Genomic DNA, 17,601 nt, shown 5'->3' with positions numbered 1-17,601 from the left:
CGTCGTGATCGGCGCTGCGAGTTAGACGACCGTCACGACGAGGCCGCCGCCGACCATCGACGCGACCGCGAGCGCAGCGATCGCGACGAGTCGGGTCCGCGATGGCGACGCCTCGAGGTCGACGTGACGGCTGTCGCGGACGGTCTGGACGCCGAACCACGCGATCGAACTACAGCCGACGAGCAGCGCTGCGTCCGCGAATTGGGTTGTGGTCGCGCCGCCGTCCCAAAGGCTTTGAACGGTCGAGACGGCGACGACGAGCGCTACGAGGACGCCCGCGCTGCCGACGAGGACGTTCCACGGGAGTGTTACCGGACCGAGCGCGACCGCCTCGCGGACGCCGCCGACGATCGACAGGACTGCGGCGACGACGAATCCGGCCAGCAGCATGGTCGTCATCGGGTCCGCGACCGCGTCGCGTCCGAACGCGGCCAGATATCCGCCGACCGCGACCAGCAGCACAATGCCAAACCACGGAGCGAAGCGCCGAATCATGTCTGTGGGTTGAATTGATCGGCGGAAGTAGCTATCGGTTCAGTCGGTCGGCGCCGGATCGCGATCGATCCATCGTCGTGAAATCCGATGCCTGCGCGGCGAAAGCGCCCCAAGTTATGAGCCCGGGGGTACTCACCCACCTACGTGCGGCTCGTTCAGTTGACGGTACCGACGGGGAAGCGGGAGACGATCCTCGAGGAGCTCGACGACCGGGGGATCGACTACGTCCTGACCGACGAGGAGAGCAATCGGGGGTACACTGCGGTCGTCTATTTTCCGCTGCCGGATCCGGCCGTCGAACCGGTGCTCGACGAGCTCCAGGACGTGGGCGTCGATGAGGATGCCTATACGGTCGTCGTCGACGCGGAGACGGTCGTCTCGCGGCGCTTCGAGGCCCTCCGCGAGGAGTACGAGAACGGCGACGTCGAGACCGACCGCATCTCGAGGCAGGAGCTACAGTCGGAGGCCGATTCGCTGACGCCGACGTTTTCGGTCTACGTGATCATGACGGTTATCAGCGCCGTCGTCGCGACCGCGGGGCTCTTCCTCGACTCGCCGGCCGTCGTCGTCGGGTCAATGGTAATCGCGCCGCTGATCGGGCCGGCGCTCGGGCTGAGCGTCGGCTCGGTGATCGACGACGAGGAACTGTTCAGGGAGAGCTTCCGCTACCAGATCATCGGCATCCTCCTCGCGATCGGCGCGGCAGCGATCTTCGCGCTGCTGGTCAGGGTGACCAACATCGTGCCGCCGACGCTCAACATCAGTACCGTCGGCGAGATTTCCGAGCGGCTCGCGCCGGACCTGCTCTCGCTGGTGATCGCGCTGGGCGCCGGCATCGCGGGGATCATCAGCATCGCGACGGGGACCGCCGTCGCCCTGGTCGGCGTCATGATCGCGGCGGCGTTGATCCCGCCGGCCGCGGCAGCCGGCATCGCGATCGCGTGGGGCGAACCCTCCGCCGCCATCGGCGCGACCGTGCTCGTGCTGGTCAACGTGCTCTCGGTGAATCTCGCCGGGCTGCTGACGCTGTGGTGGGCCGGCTACCGTCCGGAGAACCTGTTCTCGCTCGGCGAGACGGAACAGCGGGTTCGGCGGCGGGTGGCCGGACTGGCCGTGATCGTCCTCGTCTTCGCCGTCTTCCTTGGGGCCATCACCTACTCGTCGTACACCGTCTCGACGTTCGAGGAAAACGCCCACGACGAGGCCGAAACCGTTCTCTCCCAGGAGGAGTTCGCTGAGTACCAGGTCCTCGAGTTCAACGTGGTCATGGACGAGAGTTATCCCTTCATCGGGCCGCAACGCGTCGTCGTCACCGTCGGCGGCCCGCCAGGCGAAGCGCCGCCCGAGTTGGCCGATCGGTTACATGAGCGAATCAACCAACACACGGACGAGGAGGTCGACGTCCAGGTCAGGTACGTCGGGCTCGTCGAACGCTGAGCCGTCCGCCCGCTCGGTTCGCTCTCGCGCTCGCTTCGACTCCGGTCGCCGGCGACCCGGACGCCGACGGCCGGTAGGGTTATCCCGTTCCCGGCCCGTCGTTTCGTCGAACCCTCCGCCGATGGTCCGAGCCTCCGTCGTCCAGTTACTGTTGTTCACCGCCGCGATCAGCGCCGCGACGCTGTTCGCGGGCAGCATCGCCACGGAGGCCGGGCTGTACGCCCAGTCCGTCGAGGGCGAGGGTGCACGGGACGTCGCGACGATCGACGGCGAAATTTCGCTCATCAACCACCCCGAGGCCGGGACGACGTACAACGAGACCGCCGACAACGTGACGATATACGCCAAGAACGTCGGCGGCGGCTCGATCGAGGCCGACGCCGCCGACCTCCTGATCGACGGCGAGTACGTGCGGTCCGTCGAGACCCGCGTTCTCGAGCGAGCAGATTCCCTCTGGCGCGAGGGGGCGGTCCTCGAGCTAACCGCCTCTGCGTCGCTCGAGCCGGGAGTCCACCGCGCGGTCGTCGACGCCGACGGAGCCCAGGACCGACTCGAGTTCGAGCACCGAATCGCTTACTGGACCAGCCCGGACGGACAGAACGGGACCGCCAACGATTGTACCGCGGAGAACTGTACCGTCTCCCTGAGCGAGAGCGGCGGCGAACTGACGCTCGAGATGGCGACGGAGCTCGACCAGCCGAACGAGTCGGTCGCGTACGCGAGTTCCAACGAGACCGTCGCGACGGTCGACCCCGAGAACGGGACGACCGACGCGGCTGGAACCGACTCGACGACGCTCTACTTGCACGAAACGGGTGAGACCACCGTCACGCTCGACGTCGGGTGGGACGCCGACGAGATCCTGATCCGCGTCGAGGAGTAGCCGAATCGAATCGCGGCGACGGGATGCTATCGGAGACGCCGTTCACCGATCGCGGAGGCGCTCGAGACGGCTCAACCGCGAGCCGTCCACGGCGTCGTCCGCGTTCGAGTCCGACCGGTCGTCGCCGTCGTCCGTTTTCGCGTTCGTCTCCGTTTTCCGTCCGCGCCGCCCGAGTCGGCGTCGAATCCAGGTTCGCGGTCCGCCGATCCGGTTCACGAGGTACGTCGGGAAGTAGCAGACCAGCGCACCCAGCGTCAGGTAGAATGCGGCCCACTCGTACCGCCCCGTTCGGACCGACTCGAGTCCCAGGAAGAACATCGGGCCGGCCATCGAGAAACCGGCGGCGGTCTGGAGCATCCAGAGGAGTCCGGGGCCTCTCATCGATGCGGTAGCCGTCGGGTCACTCCTCGAAGGGGAGTTCGGGCTCGTAGTCGACCGCTTCGATGGCCGCCTCGAGCACCGTCTCGACGTCCTCTCCGGTCTCGATACTCATGGTGTAGTCGGCGTCCAGTTTATCGAGCAGGTCCTCGTTCCAGACCTCCCGGCGGTCGATCTTGTTCGCGACGGTGAGGACCGGAACGGACTCGAACTGGTCGACGATCGAGTCCCGAAGCTCGAGTTGGGACTCGAGGGGGTAGCCGCACTCGCCGCTGGGATCGATCATCACGAGCATGCAGTCCGCGAGGTGCTCGATGGCGCTGACCGCCTGGGTCTCGATCTCGTTGCGCTCGGCCGGCGGGCGGTCGAGCAGTCCCGGCGTGTCGACGAGCTGGTATCGGAGGTGCTCGTGCTCGAAGTGTCCGAGGCCGATCCCCTTCGTGGTGAAGGGGTAGGAGGCGGTCTCGCCGCGGGCACTGGTGACGTCGTTGACGAACGAGGACTTGCCAACGTTGGGGTAGCCGGCGACGACGATCGTCGGCTCGTCGGGGTTGATTTCGGGCAGGTCCCGCAGATCGTTGCGCGATTCGTTGATGTACAGTAGGTGGTCGTCGATCTGTTCGACGATGTCCGCGAGCCGGGCGAAGGCCTGCTTGCGGTGCTTGCGCGCGGTGTCCACGTCGGTCTTGCGCAGGCGGGGTTGGTACTCCTCGTGGATCTCGCGGGCCTTCCGGCTGGCCCACATCACTTCGGAGAGGCTCTGGCGGAGTTTGTCGACGTCGACGATCGCGTCCGCGAGCTCGTAGTAGAACGGGTGCGCGTCGTACTCGAAGTCCGGCCACGCCGTCACGACGTTCTCTAGGTTGTCCGAGATGATGTTGGCCGCCGTCTGGAGCATCGACTGTTGGGCTTCGAGGCCGCGTTTGGCCTTGCCGGCCCGCGCCGCCCGCGAAAACGCCTTGTCGATCAGCTCTTCCGACGTGGGCGTCGTCGGAAGGTCTTCGAAAATCATAGCGATACGTACGACGCGCGCTCTTAAAAGGTCGTTCGTTATCCCTCGAGCGATCCGGGTCGGCTGATTCGCCGCAGTCGTCCTGCGAGTCCGCCCACTGATGAACGGTCGCAGTATACGCGCCGTCTCCTTATCGTCGCTCGGTCCCTCCCTCTAGGTATGACCAACTGGCGCGCCGTATTTATCGGCTTCCTGCTCGCGACCGTCCTCGGAATCGTCGGCCTCGTCCTCCCCGGCATCGGCCAACTCGCTGCGGGGCTGATCGGCGGGTTCGTCGCCGGCTATATGGCCGGCGGCGGCCTCGGCAGCGGACTCTGGCACGGGCTGCTCGCGGGATCGCTCGGGGGAATCATCGGCGGTCTCCTGATCGGCGTCGCCGTCGGCATCGCCGGGCTCGCGCTCGGCCCAATCGGGGGTGCAATCTCCGGCGCCGCCGGCCTCGGCATCTTCGCGCTCGCCGTCGTGATTTCGCTGGTGATGGCCATTGAGAGCGCGCTCGCGGGAGCCGTCGGCGGCGTGCTCAATCCGTGATCGTCGGACCGATCGCTCGACGCGGTTGACGGTCGTAGTACGTCCTGTAATACGATCTCTGCTATTCCTTCCGTCCGCAATCGATTCGATAGCTTCCGATTTTCGCCCGCGGATAGCGAGGCGACGGATCACGAGCTGCCGGCGGCCGCGGGCTGCAGCAGAAACGAGAACGTCGAGCCGTCGCCGGGTTCGGAGTCGACCCAGATCTCCCCGCCGTGGCGCTCGACGATTCGCTCGCACAGCGCGAGGCCGATCCCCGTCCCGTCGTACTCCTCGCGACTGTGGAGGCGGTCGAAGATGTCGAAGATGCGGTCCTGCTCGTCCGGATCGATGCCGATTCCCTCGTCGCGGACCGAGACGACCACGTCTCGACCCCGTCGTTCGGCGGTGACGTGAACGCGCGGCGGTTCATCGCCGCTATACGTGATTGCGTTGCTGAGGAGGTTCTGAAACACCTGTCGTAACTGACTGGCGTCGCCCCGGACCCGCGGGAGCGAGTCGGCGGTGATCGTCGTGTCGGACTCCTCGATCTGCATGCGGAGGTCCTCGCGGACGCTCTCGAAGACGTCCTCGAGGGCGACCGGTTCCAGCGGGTCGCCCCTAGTCTCGACCCGGGAGTACGCCAGCAGGGCGTCGATCATCTCGCGCATCCGATCGGCGCCGTCGACGGCGAACTCGAGGAACTCTTTGCCTTCCGCGTCGAGGGTGTCCTCGTATCGGCTCTCGAGCAACTGGAGGTAACTCGAGACCATCCGGAGCGGTTCCTGCAGGTCGTGACTGGCCGCGTAGGCGAACTGTTCGAGGCGTTCGTTCGACTCCTCGAGACGCTCGTTGGAGCGCTCGAGCCGGCGTTCGCGTTCGTCGCGCTCGAGTTCGTAGCTGAGCCACTGGCCGATCAGGTCGAGAAAGGCGTAGTCGGCGTCGGTGAATTCCCGGTCCCGACCGCCGGTATCGGCGAAGCACACCGATCCGTAGACGCCGTCGCCGTCGGTCACCTTCGTGCCGAGATAACAGCCCAGATCGTACTCACGATAGAGCGGATCGTCGTCCCAGCCGACCGCCGTGACGTCCTCGACGCCCAGCGGCGTCTCCATCGTAATGGTTCGCTTACAGTAGTTGCCGGGGTTCGCCGAGAGCCGCGCGACGCCCTCCTCGAGATCCGTCCCTCGAGTCTTGACGACGCGGAACTCGTCGCCTTGTTTCTCGAGGAGGAATCCCATCTCGAGGTCGAACCGCTCGCGAGCCAGATCGAGCAGGTGCTCGGTCTTCTCGTCGAACGAGAGATCGCTGTCGGCGGTGATTTCGTACAGCTTCTCCTGCGATTGCCTGTGTTTCCGTCGCTCGAGCTCGTAGCTCACCCACTGTCCCATCAGATCGAGGAAGGTGCGCTCGGCGTCCGTGAACGGACGGGCTCGCGGCTCGGTGGTCGTGAAGAAGAACAAGCGGTCGTGTCCGCTATCGACCTCAATGTGCGTGCCGAGATACGCCTCGAACCCGAGCACCTCGTAGGCATATCCGTCGTAGCCTTCCGCGACGGGATCGGTGATGGTCATGGGGTCGTCCGCGCCGTACGCCGCCCCGCAATACGTTCCCGACAGCGGCGGTTCGAGCCCGGACCGGAACGGACCGCACTCCTCGCTCGTGTATTCGACTTCGAGTCGGTCGGCGTCGGGGAAGACCTTGGCCATGCCGCCGACGTCGAGGCCGAACTGCTCGCTCCCGAGGTCGAACAACGCCTGTAACTTCTCCTCGAAGGAGCGCGCGGGATCGGACGTGATCTCGTAGCTCTCCTGCAGGTAGCGGACGCGTCGCTGCTGTTCCAGTTCGTAACTCAACCACTGTCCCATCAGATCGAGAAAGGTGCGCTCGCTGTCGCTGTAGGATCGGTCGCGCGGTGATTCGGAGCCGAAACACAGCGTGCCGTACTCCTCGCCGCCAGCGTGGACGGTCGTCGCGAAGTACGCGTCGAGGCCGAACCGCTCGTAGGCGGGGTCGTCGGTCCAGCCGACCTCGGCGGCGTCGGTCACGGAGATCGGGCCCGGCGACGCGAGGAGCTTCTCGCAGTACGTGTTACACAGCGTGTCCCTGGCGCCTGCTCGGATCTCGTCGTGATCGCCGATCGTGGCGATGATCTCGAACGTCTCGTCGTCGTCGGTCTGCGTGAAGTACCCGATCTCGAGGCCAAACCGCTCGCTTCCGAGTTCGAGCAGCCCCTCGATTTTCTCGGAAACGGACGCCTGCGGATCCGCGATTGTTTCGTAGAGATCCCGCAGGAGTCGCTCGTGGCGTCGCTGCTCGAGTTCGTACTTGACCCACTGGCCCATCAACCGCAGGAAGGTCCGCTCCCGTTCGGAGAACGCGCCGTCCGACGGGTCCGAGGAGGTGAAGAAGAACGTCCGATCGAGATCGCCCTCGATCGGGATGCAGGTGCCGAGATACGCCCGTACGTCGTCGGACGCGCGGGACTTCGGTTCCGATAGTTCGCCGGTGACCGTCGACAGTTCGGTCGGCATCGGGACGGTGTCGGCCGGCCCGTTCTCGACGACCTCGTGGCAGTAGGTTTCCGACAGCGGGATCTCCGTATCGACCTCCAGCCCGTCGTGGTCGCCGCTGACCGCTTCGATCCGGTAGTAATCTGTCGCCGGATCGACGCGGGCCATGCCGCCGACCTCGAGGTCGAACATCTCGCGGCCGAACGCGAGGAGGTCATCGATCTTCTCCTCGAACGAGCGATGGGGATCCGCGGCGATCGCGTACAGCTGCCGCTGGGCCCACTCCTCGGTTTCGAGCGTCGCCTCCGCGTCGGTGCGATCGACCAGCGTCTGCAGTTTGCGTTCGTTCTCCCGAGCGGGACGGGCGGGACCGAAGTACTCCTCGGGTGGGGTGTAGAAGACGTTCTGGCAGACCGTTCCGTCGTAGATGAGATAGGGGTGCGTCTGGATGACGTCCTCGATGACTTCCGGGGGCAACTCGGTGCGGTCGTACTGACACAGGGCCGTGCTCTCCTCGCCGTCGACGAGGTCGTTTACGTGCGCCTCACAGCTCATGAACGCTTCCTGAGCGTGCTCGTCGTCGGCGAGCCACGTCTCCTCGGCGGTCACGCGGAACCCTTCGTACTCCGCGTGCGCCTCTTCCATGGCGCGCTCGAGAAGGTCGTACCCCTCGTCGACGTCGAACGAACCGCCGTCGAGATACGTCTCCTCGACGGTGTGGACGGAGAGCTGTCCCGAATCGAGTGCGGCGTCGACGTCGATTCCGCCGCTTTGCAGCGCGTCGAGTACCTCCTCGCGCGAACTGTCCGCGCGGATGTACATGCAGCGTTCGCCGCGCTCGAGTCCCTGTACGACGTAGGGACCGACCGCCGCGAACCGTTCGGCGTGCGTCTCGTAGATCAGTCCGAAATGGTCGACCGTCTCGTGGTCCTCGAGGGGCGCGACCGGACCGCGGAAGTCGGGGAAGTCAGTTCGGTCGCTCGGCGGCTCGAGCTCGCCCTCGAGCGCCGGCTCTTCTTCGTCGCCGGGGTTCTGCGTTGTTTCACTCATAGAATCTGGCAGATCGGGTTGGAATCTGGACCGGTCCGAGTACTGTCGCGTGGTCGGACCGTCAATCGAGAGTGGAGGGCAATCGGTCTCACCGAAATCGTATCAGAGAAAGATCCTCGACGTACAAAAGAACGCGGCTCAGTATCGACAACCCACTGAAACGTAAGCGCAGTGGTACTGGTTCGAGCCTATTACGAGAGCGGCGGTTGCCGCCTCCCGGTTCCGAATCAGGCCGACGCCATCTCCCGACAGCTTTCGGCACACTCCGGCAGGATCTCCGCGCAGGCCTGACAGTGGTCGTGATCGTGCTGTTCGCACTCTTCGGCGCACTCCTCACAGAGGTCGGCGCAGATCTCGCCCAGTTCCTCGTGGTAGCCCGAGTTGCGGGCCATAAAGCGCGCGTGCAGCGACGCGATGTCTGCCACGTCCCGACAGAGCCGGATACAGCGGGCCATCCCGTCCTCGTCTGCACAGGCATCGGCACACCACTCGCAGACCTGGGCGGCCTCGAGACAGTTGTCGATACACTCCTGCATGTGGTCGTCCGCGTGATCGATCTGTTGGAGCGCCATCACGCGAATCAACGCTGGGGATGGCCATCAAGCTACGACGGGCGTTTGCAAGGGCGAATCCTGTAGTACGTCCATGAACCATTCACATGGCGGACGAATTTGACGGACAGCGGCGGCGATTGTTCGGCCCGACCTCCCTTACGGCCACGGTGAATCGTCGTCCGCTCGAGTGGCCTCATCGGTTGGCGAGCGTTCGTCGATCACGTCGTCGGAATCGCGGCTCTGGTCCGATTCGGTCCAGGTAGCGTCCGGGTCGTCGCTCGAGTCATCGGACGACGGGTCGGCAGGGGACGCGCCGTCCTCTGGGTCTGCCGACGAGTCCGCTACGTCGCTGTCTGCGAGCGGTTCGCTACCGGGGTCGTCGCCGTCGGGCTCGCTCGCGTCCGGCGACACCGCCGGCACGTCGACCGACCGCAGGGCGCGCCGCACGATATCGCCGCCCGCGACGCCCTCGACGCTGGCTTCGGTCGTGAGTACGATCCGGTGGGCCATCGTCGGCTCGGCGAGGCGCTTCACGTCGTCAGGCGTGACGTAGGATCGGCCGTCGATGACCGCCGCTGCGCGGGCCGCCTCAAAGACTCGCTGGACGCCCCGCGGCGAGACGCCGATCTCGGCATGGCCGTCCCGCCGGGTCGCCCGCGCGAGGTCGATGATGTAGCGCCGGAGCTTCTCGTCGACGGTCACATCTTCGGTCAGTTCCTGGATCGATAGCACCGCGTCTGGATCGGTAACCGGCTCGACGCTCGGCGACAGCGTCCGGCGGTTCGCCCGCCGTTCGAGCAGTCCCATCTCCCCGTCGGCGTCGGGGTAGCCAAGCGAGGTCTTGACGCTGAAGCGGTCGCGCTGGGCCTCCGGCAGGCGGAATGTTCCCTCCTGTTCGATCGGGTTCTGGGTCGCGATCACGACGAAGGGCTCGGGCAGGTCGTAGGTCGTCCCGTCGACGCTGACCTGGCGCTCCTCCATGGCCTCGAGCAGCGCGGCCTGGGTCTTCGGCGGCGCGCGGTTGATCTCGTCGGCCAGCACGACGTTGGCGAACACCGGCCCCTCCGAGAACTCGAACTCGCCGTTGTGTTCGTCGTAGACCGTCGACCCGCTCACGTCGGAGGGCAGCAGGTCGGGGGTGAACTGGATGCGCGTAAACTCCAGACCCATCGACTCGGCGATCGTCCGCGCGATGACCGATTTACCCGTTCCCGGCACGTCCTCGAGCAGGACGTGGCCGCGGGCGAACACGGCCGAGAGCACGGCGTAGAGCACGCCGTGGTCGACCACGGCGGCTTCCTCGATGCGCCCGACGACGTCGCGGACGGTGGCTTCGGCGCCGGCGGGCGTCACGTTCGATTCGTCCATATGCGAACGTGATACTCGGTGAACATCAATCCCCTGATCGGTCCCATCGGAGCCGAACCGCTACCCGCGCAACGGCACCAGCAACAGCACCGCGCCGAACGCAATCACGACGGCGCCGCCAGCAGTGCCGATCCCCGCGAACGCGCCCGACCGCAGCGCCTCGAGACCGGCCGCCAGCAGGACGGCGCCCAGCGCCACGCCGACGGCGACCGCAGCGTGGAACAGCTCGAGGCGGCGGGTGTCGGGGAGGTGGCCGAGTTCGGCGGTCAGCCCGAGGCCGAACGTCGAGACGTCCCAGACGAGCAAGGCGCCGGCGACGGTCGCGAACGTCAGGATGGGTTCGCCCCCGCCCAGTCCGATCGCGACGAACAGCAGCCCCGTCGCGGCGACGGCCGGCCCGGTCGCTCGAGTCGGGAGCAACTCCAGGCCGTCGGCGAGGACGGCGGCGCCGCCGACGACGAACAGCGCCAGCGGCCCGGCCAGCAACAGCGCGGCGACCGGCGCGCCGGAGGTCGTCAGCCCCCAGGCCAGCCGCGGGACGCCCCGAACCAGCCCGAAGAACAGGAGGACGGCCCAGACGACGCCGACGACCGTGATGGCAACGCCGACGGTCATCGCGACGGCGCTCCGGGTCGACTCGACGCTGATCTGGCGGGTCAGGCGCCGCGCGGCGCCGGCCAGCGTTCCGGTGAGTGCGACCGCGAACCCGACGGCGACGAGCGGCCAGACGACGAACGGCGACGATAGTCCCCGGAACAGCGCCTCGAGGCCGAACTGTCGGACGCCGCTGCCGAACCCACCCCAGGTCCAGAGTACCGTCAAGACGATCCCCAGCACGGGGAGCCCGAAGAGCGTCCACCGGAGGCCTCGATGGACGCGCTCGAGTCGCGACTCGAGGGGCTCGCGGCGGGACCGAGGCGTCAGCTGTCGGAGCGGAAGCTGCCGGTAGCCGATCAGGAGCGCCGCGGCGGTCGCCCACACGACCGCCAGAAAGCCGACGACGGACCATAGCGGCGCCGCCGGTCCGGTGACCCACTGCATGGCGACCCGGCCGGCGACGGCGATGGCGAGCAGCACGGTGACGACGATCGCGCTGACGAGCATCGAGACGTAGGTCACGGCCGCGCTCTTGACCGCCCGCGCGACATCGTCGCTCCCGACGTCGGCCCAGGCCGCCGCGACGCCGACCAGCGAGAGCGCGCAGGCGGCCACGACGAACAGCGCCCGGTCGAGGAACGGTCCGACGACGACGAGAACCGCGAGCGCCGAGCCGGCAGTTACCAGCAGGAGGTGACCGACGAACAGCCGGGCGAAGGAGTCGCGCTTGAGCAGGGCGACGCCGGCGACGGCGCCGCCGGCGACGAGGGCCAGCGTCGGCAACAGCGACGGCTCGCCGGTCCGGATACCGATCCCGCCGACGACGGCGACGACGACGAGCGTGGCCACCCAGAGGCTCGTCGCCCGCGGTCTGCCCTCGTCGCCGATCGCCGACGGACTGTCGAGGCGGGGGCCGGCGATGGCCATCTACCGATCACCTCCCTGTCGCGGCGAGGCGTCGTCGCCGTCGGTCGAGACCGCTCCGTCGCGCTCGGCTCCCGCGGAGTCGTCGGCCGGCGACCGCCACGTGTACTCGGCCGTCTCCGACTCCGACTCGAGCGTCGCCGACGCCGTCGAATCGACGCCATCGGTCCCGGATCCGGTTTCGCCACCGAATCCGTCCGCGCTGCCGGCTTCGCCGCCGTTCCGACCACTACCACCGCCGGATCCGCCCGAGAGCCGGGCGCTCGAGAGCCGCGCGTCGGCCGTGAAGGCGTGTTCGATGAGGACGGGCAGCGGCGTCCCGCGGCGCCAGTCGAAGGTCCGGGCGCCAAGCGCCTGGCAGCGAGCCAATCGGGTCCGCCGCCGGAGCTGTTCGTACTGGCCGCTAACGGTGTTCGCCGGGACGACGTCGGGCGAGAGCACGACGACGGGGAGGCCGCCCCCGCGCCAGCGCTCGACCGCCGTGACCGACCGATCGTCGAGCACCGGCGAGAACAGCGCCACCTGCGCTCCCGCCGGCGCGAGCTCGAGTACCTTGCGGACCTGTCGGGGCAGTTGTCCACGGTCCTGCCTCTCCGAGGACGGTCGCGAGAACCGGCCGCTCGAGGACTCGTCCGCCGTCGCCGAACGGATGACCTCGAGTGCGCGCGTGCGCTGCTCGCGGCCGCTCGCGGGTTCGATCCAGTGGAGGCCCGCGGGCCCGTCGCCGTCACGACCGATGACGGCGACGCCGACATCGTGGCCGTGGCCGAGCAGGTTGGTCAGCGTCTGGGTCGCCGCGTAGGCTGCGAACTCGACGGCGGTCGGTCGGCCGGGCCCCGAGACGACCACGTTGGACGGGCGAGCGTCGACGACCAGCACGACGGTCGCCGCGACTTGGCGCTCGTAGTCGATCGTCGCGAGCGTCCCGCGCTTCGCGTAGTGGCGCCAGTCGATCCGGTCGGCCGGATCGTCCGGCCGGTGCTCGCGAACGGAGTGGAAGGAGAGACCCTCGCCGGGTCGGTCGGTCGCCAGCTGCCCGATCCGGCCGCGTCCGACCTCCTCGATCGGCGGCGCGTCGGCGTCGAGCCGACACACCAGCCGTTCCGCGCCCGCGGTCGACAGCCGCGTCGTCGCGACCGCGCTCGCGCCGGGCCCGCGAACGCGACACTCCGGCGCGTCGAACTCGTACTCGCCGCGTCGGGCGACGGCCAAGTACTCGATTCGGCGTTCTTCGCCGGGCTCGAGGGTCACGCCGGCCCGCGGCGATCCCTCGAGGACGGCGAGGTCTTCGGGGACGCCGTCGACGAGTCGACAGTCGGTGACCGCCCGATCCGACTCGTTTCGCACCGTCAGCGTCACGGTGACAGGACGGCCGGGCGCCGCCGGCGTCGGCGAGACTTCGCGGACCGCCGCGAGTCCCTCAGGCACCGAAACGGTCGACAGCGAGCCGTAGGCCACGTAGACGAGCGGGACGATCGCGGCGAGCAACAGGACGGGGCTGGCGTCGAGCAGGCCGGCGAGGACGAGCACCACCGTGGCCGCGATCGCGCCGCGCCAGCGCAGCCGTCTGCTCATCGGTCCGCCACCTCGCGTTTCCCGTCTGGCCCGTCTACTTCGGGGGGGCCCGCGCCGCTCTCGGTACTACTGTCGGCATCGTCGGACGCGAGCCGCGGCCGCGGCGGTCGCGGCCCGCGGACGGTCGCCGTCGGATCGACGGCTCGCTGGAGTCGGCCGTCGGCACCGCGCCGGAGTTCCTCGAGTCGCGGCTGCAGAACGGGCTTCGTCCGGGGGGCCGACTGGCCGGGGACCGACGGGAGCGCCTCATCGGCGGCCTCGGCGACGGCGCCCGTCGCCCGCCGACTTCGCTCGCGGGCGACCCGTTCGGGGAAGAGCCACGCCCGGATTCGTTCGCGGAACGGCCGATCAGAGGGGTTGATCGACGGCTCGAGGACGCTCGCGGCCAGTCGGTCGTCGGTCCACGAGCCGTCAGCGAGCGTCGCTTTCACTGCCTCCCGCGACTGCCCGCCCGCAACGAGGGCCTCGCCCAACGCCTCCCGGAGCGGCGGGCGAACCACCTCGAGGCCGTCTTCGACGGTCTCGCGGTGGCGCGCTCGCTCGCCGGCTCGCTCGATTACCGACGCGACCTCGTCGCTCGAGAGTTCGGGCGTTGGATCGCTCCGCTCGGGGGTCGGCGCGGCGAACGAGTCGCCGGGCGCCCACGAGACGGGCGGCGCGTCGGCGGTCGTATCGAGCGCGCCGCGAATCTTCGCGCCGCCGACCGCAACCGCGACGAGCGCGAGCACGAAGACGCCGAACGCGACGCTCGCCGTCCACGCCCACGCCGGCTGCGCCTCGAGGCCGAACAGGAGGCCGGCCACGACGAACGCGATTCCGAGGACCACGAGCAGCCACTCGCGGCGCGTCACGGCCGTTCACCTCCTGGATCGCGATCGGGCGTGTTACTGGCCATTGACCCGTCTGAATTGCCTGCGTCGTCCGTCTCGTCCATTCCGCCTCCGTCGGCTACACCGCCCTCGGTGTCCGCGTCGTCACCATCGTCGTCCTCCGTCTCGAGGAGCGCCGCGTAGGCCGTATCGGCTCGATCCCGGACGCCGCTCGAGAGCGGGCGGCGGCCGTACTCGACCTCCCGAAACAGCGTCGTCAGTTCGTCGACCGGCCGGTCGGGGTACCCCTGCTGTCGGGCGGCGCGTTGGACCTCGCCGGGCGTGTAGTGGCGCCATCGACGGGGGGCGACCCGTCGGGCGAAGGCCCGCCACAGCTCGCGGAAGGTGAGGCGATCGTCGGTCTCCGGCGCGGTGTCGGGCGCGGCGGCCGTCCGTTCGACGCGTTCGTTCTCGTCGTCGTCCTCGCGCTCCTCGGGATCGTCTTCGTCGCGCCCTCGGTAGAGCAGCGCCGCGACTCCGAGCGCGGCCGCGACGACGGCGGCTCCCCGCGGTCCGTCGACGACGTAGCCGGCGGCGACGGCGGGACCGGCGGCGAGGACGCCGATAACAGCCGCCGACGGAATCCGTCGAAGCATCTCGAGCCAGCGACGGCCGATCGCGAGTCCTCGCGACGGGAGCGCGGCCAGCCAGCCGCCGAACGCCGCGGCCAGCGCCCTGCCAGACCGGGGCAGCGACGCGGCCCACGCTCGAGCGGCCGCAAGCCGCGCGCGGACCCAGTCGACGACGCGCTCGAGGCGGGCGACCAGCGCGAGAAGTCGGTTGACGATCCACTCGAGGACGCCGCCCGCGGCGTCGCCGGGTGACGGCCGCGCGTCGAGAATGGTGCGGTCGCTCCGGACGTAGGTGACGCCGAGCGCCAGCGCTCCGAGAGTCAAAAGGGAGAGGGCACCGGCGGCCCGCCCGTAGAACGCCTCGACGGTGAGGACGACCAGCGTCGCCCCCGTCGCGCCGAGGACGCCGGCCGCGCCGCGCCTGCCGTGGGTCCGGGCGGCGACGGCGGTCAGTCCGACGACGGCGACGCCGAGAACGACCGCGACGCTGCCGTACTGGCCGGCGAGACTCACGGTCTCGGTCCGATCGGCCGTGCTGACCGTGATCACCGTCGTCGGATCGACGGGGAACGCGAGGTCGAGGCGTCCGTCGTCGTCCGTCGTACCGATCACCTCGTCGCCGACCCGCACCTCGGCGTCCGCGACTGGCTCGTCGTCGACAGTTGCCTCGAGGACGCCGGGGCTTCCGGGGATCGGTGCCAATCCCTCGGGGGAGAGCGACACCTCGAGCAGTCGGACCTCGACGGTCGTCGTTCCGCCGAAATCGCCGCGGGCGACGCCGAGTTCGAACGATTCGGTGCCGTCGTCGGGGACGTCGATAACCGCGAGTCCGTCCGCGTTCGTCTCAGCGACCTCCTCGCCGTCGATCGTCACGCTCGCGTTGGCCATCGGGACGCCCTCGATGGACGCCTCGACCGTCACAGACTCACCCGGGTCAGGCGGCCCGCGAACGGCGATTTCGACCTCCCCGTCGACCTCGTACTCGACGCTGCCGTTGTCGACCTCGTCGACTTCCTGGGCGCTCGCGAGCGTTGGCGCGTTCGCCGTCAAGCCGGTCGGCACCAGGCTCGGGCTCGTCCCCACGCCGGCACCGAGTAGCGTGGTCGCGGACGCCGTCGCGCTCGCCGTCTCCGCAGTTCCCGAACACCCCGGATACTCGTCCGACTCGATGCGGATGTTCAGGTTCTCGACGTAGGGGACCGTTCCCGTCACGCGCCCCTGCTCGTCTGTTTTCCCGACGTAATCGTCGTCGTACCAGACGTCGGCGCCGGCGACGGGCTCGCCCTCGTACTGGATCCGCGCCGTCACCTCGCTGCCGGGCGTCGGTTCGCGGTCCAGCCAGATCGCACACGCCGGACTCGAGGGGCCGCCGTCGCCCGGCCCGGGCCCGCGATCGATTTCGCCGTTGGGCTTGGGGTCGCCATTCCCGAGCCAGTCGAACTCGGTCCACTCGAGCAGTCCGTCCCAGTTGATATCGAGATTCGGGATGCTGTCGGGACCGTCGCCCTGCGGCTCGGCCGGGGCCGATCCCGGATCGACGTTCGGGTTCGCGTTCGGGTCGACGTTCGGATCGGCGTCGGGATTGACGTTAGCGTCGGGACTCATGATCCCGCTGCCGGCCGGGGCGAGAAACGCCGCGAGCACGATCGCCAGCGCCGCGAGCGCGACGACCGAGAGCTGTCGATAGTCGGGGCCGTCGTCCGTCGGATCGTCGGAGGGATCTGGCACGTCGTAGCACCTCGAGTTGCTGGAATACCGGCGGCGGTCGGTTCAGGGCGGAGTCGATTCGTCGTCGAAGCGGTCGGCCCGCGGACGGTCGGCCGACCAGTTGCCTTCACAACAGAACGGTGGAACCTGCCGGTTCATTAAGGTATCCTCCGCGTGCGATCACGATAGCAGAAGCGCCTCAGCGTCCTGGGGCCGGGACGCAACTCTCGCGTCGGCCACAAATTAGCGCTCGCCCGGGACCGACGCACACTCTCCGCGCTTTCGAGTCCTTACCGTCGCGCCTCGAGTTCGGCCTCGAGGTCCTCGAGGCTCATCTCCTTCATCGAGAGCAAGACGAGCAGGTGGTAGACGATGTCGGCGGCCTCGTAGGCGATCTCTTCGCGGTCGTCGTCTTTCGCCGCGAGCACGAGTTCGGTCGACTCCTCGCCGAGTTTCTCCAGCACCGCGTTCTCGCCTTTCTCGTGGGTAAACAGCGAGGCGGTGTAGGAGTCCTCGGGCAGCGTTTCCTTACGGTCCTCGATCACGGCGAACAACTCCTCGAGCGTGTCGTCCATCTACATGTCACCCGATACGTTGCGAATATCCTCGAGTTGCTCGAACTTTTCGCTCTCGTCGCGGCCGTCGGCGAAGACGTCCTCGGTGACCTCGATGGATGTGTTCGTTCGGGCCGCAAGCGCCAGCGAGTCGCTGGGGCGGGCGTCGATGACGGTCTCACCGCGAGGGGTCTGGACGTGGAGGTCGGCGATGTAGGTCCCGCCCTGGCCGTCCTCGCGTTGTTCGATCTCGTTGATGACCACGCGATCGATTCGGCTCCCCAGTTCCTCCATCACGTCCAGGAGGAGGTCGTGGGTCAGCGGGCGACCGATATCGTCGGCCTCGAGGCCGCGGGCGATGCTCGTCGCCTCGTTGAAGCCGATGAAGATCGGAACCACGTCGTCCTCGCCGTCGACGGTGAGGACCACTACCGGAACCGGTCCCTCGGGGGTTCCCGCGACGCGAACCGCGTCGATAGAAGCCTGCATATCGTCACCCTCGCGTGCGAGGGAGAAAACATGTCCGGTCGCGAATGCATGCACGCGAGCACGTCCCGGCCGTCGGGCAAGCGTCGTGCTCCGCTTGAGGCCGTTCGGCAGTCG

At 68.3% G+C, this 17,601-nt stretch carries 15 protein-coding genes; 3 read left to right on the top strand and 12 right to left on the bottom strand.

All coding sequences use genetic code 11. The annotated features are described in order from the left end of the window. Positions 1-21: 21 nt before the first annotated feature. Positions 22-495, bottom strand: coding sequence for a hypothetical protein (locus tag EH209_RS08610; protein ID WP_126662454.1), 474 nt, complete (start codon positions 493-495; stop codon positions 22-24). A gap of 144 nt (positions 496-639) precedes the next feature. On the opposite strand from EH209_RS08610, the gene EH209_RS08605 reads away from it, so the two are divergent. After that, positions 640-1,932, top strand: a complete 1,293-nt coding sequence (locus EH209_RS08605; RefSeq protein WP_126662453.1) for a TIGR00341 family protein — start codon at positions 640-642, stop codon at positions 1,930-1,932. Positions 1,933-2,053: 121 nt separating this feature from the next. Next, on the top strand, positions 2,054-2,815 hold the full coding sequence (locus tag EH209_RS08600) for a flagellin (protein WP_126662452.1): 762 nt from the start codon (positions 2,054-2,056) through the stop codon (positions 2,813-2,815). Positions 2,816-2,857: 42 nt separating this feature from the next. Here EH209_RS08600 and EH209_RS08595 read toward each other — a convergent pair whose 3' ends face one another. Next, positions 2,858-3,196 (bottom strand): hypothetical protein, encoded by a 339-nt coding sequence (locus EH209_RS08595; RefSeq protein WP_126662451.1) that lies wholly within the window; start codon positions 3,194-3,196, stop codon positions 2,858-2,860. 19 nt (positions 3,197-3,215) lie between these two features. Next, positions 3,216-4,205 (bottom strand): NOG1 family protein, encoded by a 990-nt coding sequence (locus tag EH209_RS08590; protein ID WP_126662450.1) that lies wholly within the window; start codon positions 4,203-4,205, stop codon positions 3,216-3,218. Positions 4,206-4,364: 159 nt separating this feature from the next. Between EH209_RS08590 and EH209_RS08585 the strand changes: the two genes are divergently transcribed. Then, the gene (locus EH209_RS08585) at positions 4,365-4,736 is read left to right on the top strand and encodes a DUF5518 domain-containing protein (protein ID WP_126662449.1); all 372 of its coding nucleotides are present in this window, start codon (positions 4,365-4,367) and stop codon (positions 4,734-4,736) included. Positions 4,737-4,864: 128 nt separating this feature from the next. On the opposite strand, the gene EH209_RS08580 is transcribed toward EH209_RS08585, so the two are convergent. The 9 genes from EH209_RS08580 to EH209_RS08540 form a co-directional block, all read right to left on the bottom strand. After that, positions 4,865-8,278 carry an MEDS domain-containing protein gene (locus tag EH209_RS08580; RefSeq protein WP_126662448.1) on the bottom strand — a complete coding sequence of 1,138 codons (3,414 nt, stop codon included), beginning with the start codon at positions 8,276-8,278 and terminating at the stop codon, positions 4,865-4,867. 227 nt (positions 8,279-8,505) lie between these two features. Continuing rightward, entirely contained in the window at positions 8,506-8,850 is a 345-nt protein-coding gene (locus EH209_RS08575) for a four-helix bundle copper-binding protein (protein ID WP_126662447.1), read from the bottom strand. 138 nt (positions 8,851-8,988) lie between these two features. Continuing rightward, positions 8,989-10,200: an AAA family ATPase gene (locus EH209_RS08570; RefSeq protein WP_126662446.1), complete on the bottom strand. Its 1,212-nt coding sequence runs from the start codon at positions 10,198-10,200 to the stop codon at positions 8,989-8,991. 60 nt (positions 10,201-10,260) lie between these two features. Beyond that, positions 10,261-11,724, bottom strand: coding sequence for a hypothetical protein (locus EH209_RS08565; RefSeq protein WP_126662445.1), 1,464 nt, complete (start codon positions 11,722-11,724; stop codon positions 10,261-10,263). Next, positions 11,725-13,296 carry a DUF58 domain-containing protein gene (locus EH209_RS08560; RefSeq protein WP_126662444.1) on the bottom strand — a complete coding sequence of 524 codons (1,572 nt, stop codon included), beginning with the start codon at positions 13,294-13,296 and terminating at the stop codon, positions 11,725-11,727. Then, complete coding sequence (locus tag EH209_RS08555; protein WP_126662443.1) at positions 13,293-14,147, bottom strand: phage holin family protein; 855 nt, start codon at positions 14,145-14,147, stop codon at positions 13,293-13,295. Before EH209_RS08555 ends, EH209_RS08560 begins: the two co-directional genes overlap by 4 nt. Beyond that, positions 14,144-16,465 carry a DUF4129 domain-containing protein gene (locus EH209_RS08550; protein WP_126662442.1) on the bottom strand — a complete coding sequence of 774 codons (2,322 nt, stop codon included), beginning with the start codon at positions 16,463-16,465 and terminating at the stop codon, positions 14,144-14,146. The genes EH209_RS08555 and EH209_RS08550 overlap by 4 nt, the downstream gene beginning before the upstream one ends. A gap of 269 nt (positions 16,466-16,734) precedes the next feature. Next, a complete protein-coding gene (gene hisE / locus EH209_RS08545) occupies positions 16,735-17,019 on the bottom strand; it encodes a phosphoribosyl-ATP diphosphatase (protein ID WP_012944661.1) in 285 nt (94 codons plus the stop codon). Further along, positions 17,020-17,487, bottom strand: coding sequence for a bifunctional nuclease family protein (locus EH209_RS08540; RefSeq protein WP_126662441.1), 468 nt, complete (start codon positions 17,485-17,487; stop codon positions 17,020-17,022). Positions 17,488-17,601: the final 114 nt, after the last annotated feature.

Source organism: Haloterrigena salifodinae, assembly GCF_003977755.1.
Classification (GTDB): domain Archaea; phylum Halobacteriota; class Halobacteria; order Halobacteriales; family Natrialbaceae; genus Haloterrigena; species Haloterrigena salifodinae.
Note: the sequence above shows the minus strand (reverse complement) of the source record. Positions and strands in the feature narration are given on the sequence as shown.

Coding starts and splice junctions, on each gene's coding strand:
- EH209_RS08610 (WP_126662454.1), bottom strand. CDS start 495: ATGATTCGGCGCTTCGCTCCGTGGTTTGGCATTGTGCTGCTGGTCGCG.
- EH209_RS08600 (WP_126662452.1), top strand. CDS start 2,054: ATGGTCCGAGCCTCCGTCGTCCAGTTACTGTTGTTCACCGCCGCGATC.
- EH209_RS08595 (WP_126662451.1), bottom strand. CDS start 3,196: ATGAGAGGCCCCGGACTCCTCTGGATGCTCCAGACCGCCGCCGGTTTC.
- EH209_RS08590 (WP_126662450.1), bottom strand. CDS start 4,205: ATGATTTTCGAAGACCTTCCGACGACGCCCACGTCGGAAGAGCTGATC.
- EH209_RS08585 (WP_126662449.1), top strand. CDS start 4,365: ATGACCAACTGGCGCGCCGTATTTATCGGCTTCCTGCTCGCGACCGTC.
- EH209_RS08580 (WP_126662448.1), bottom strand. CDS start 8,278: ATGAGTGAAACAACGCAGAACCCCGGCGACGAAGAAGAGCCGGCGCTC.
- EH209_RS08575 (WP_126662447.1), bottom strand. CDS start 8,850: ATGGCGCTCCAACAGATCGATCACGCGGACGACCACATGCAGGAGTGT.
- EH209_RS08570 (WP_126662446.1), bottom strand. CDS start 10,200: ATGGACGAATCGAACGTGACGCCCGCCGGCGCCGAAGCCACCGTCCGC.
- EH209_RS08565 (WP_126662445.1), bottom strand. CDS start 11,724: ATGGCCATCGCCGGCCCCCGCCTCGACAGTCCGTCGGCGATCGGCGAC.
- EH209_RS08560 (WP_126662444.1), bottom strand. CDS start 13,296: ATGAGCAGACGGCTGCGCTGGCGCGGCGCGATCGCGGCCACGGTGGTG.
- hisE (WP_012944661.1), bottom strand. CDS start 17,019: ATGGACGACACGCTCGAGGAGTTGTTCGCCGTGATCGAGGACCGTAAG.
- EH209_RS08540 (WP_126662441.1), bottom strand. CDS start 17,487: ATGCAGGCTTCTATCGACGCGGTTCGCGTCGCGGGAACCCCCGAGGGA.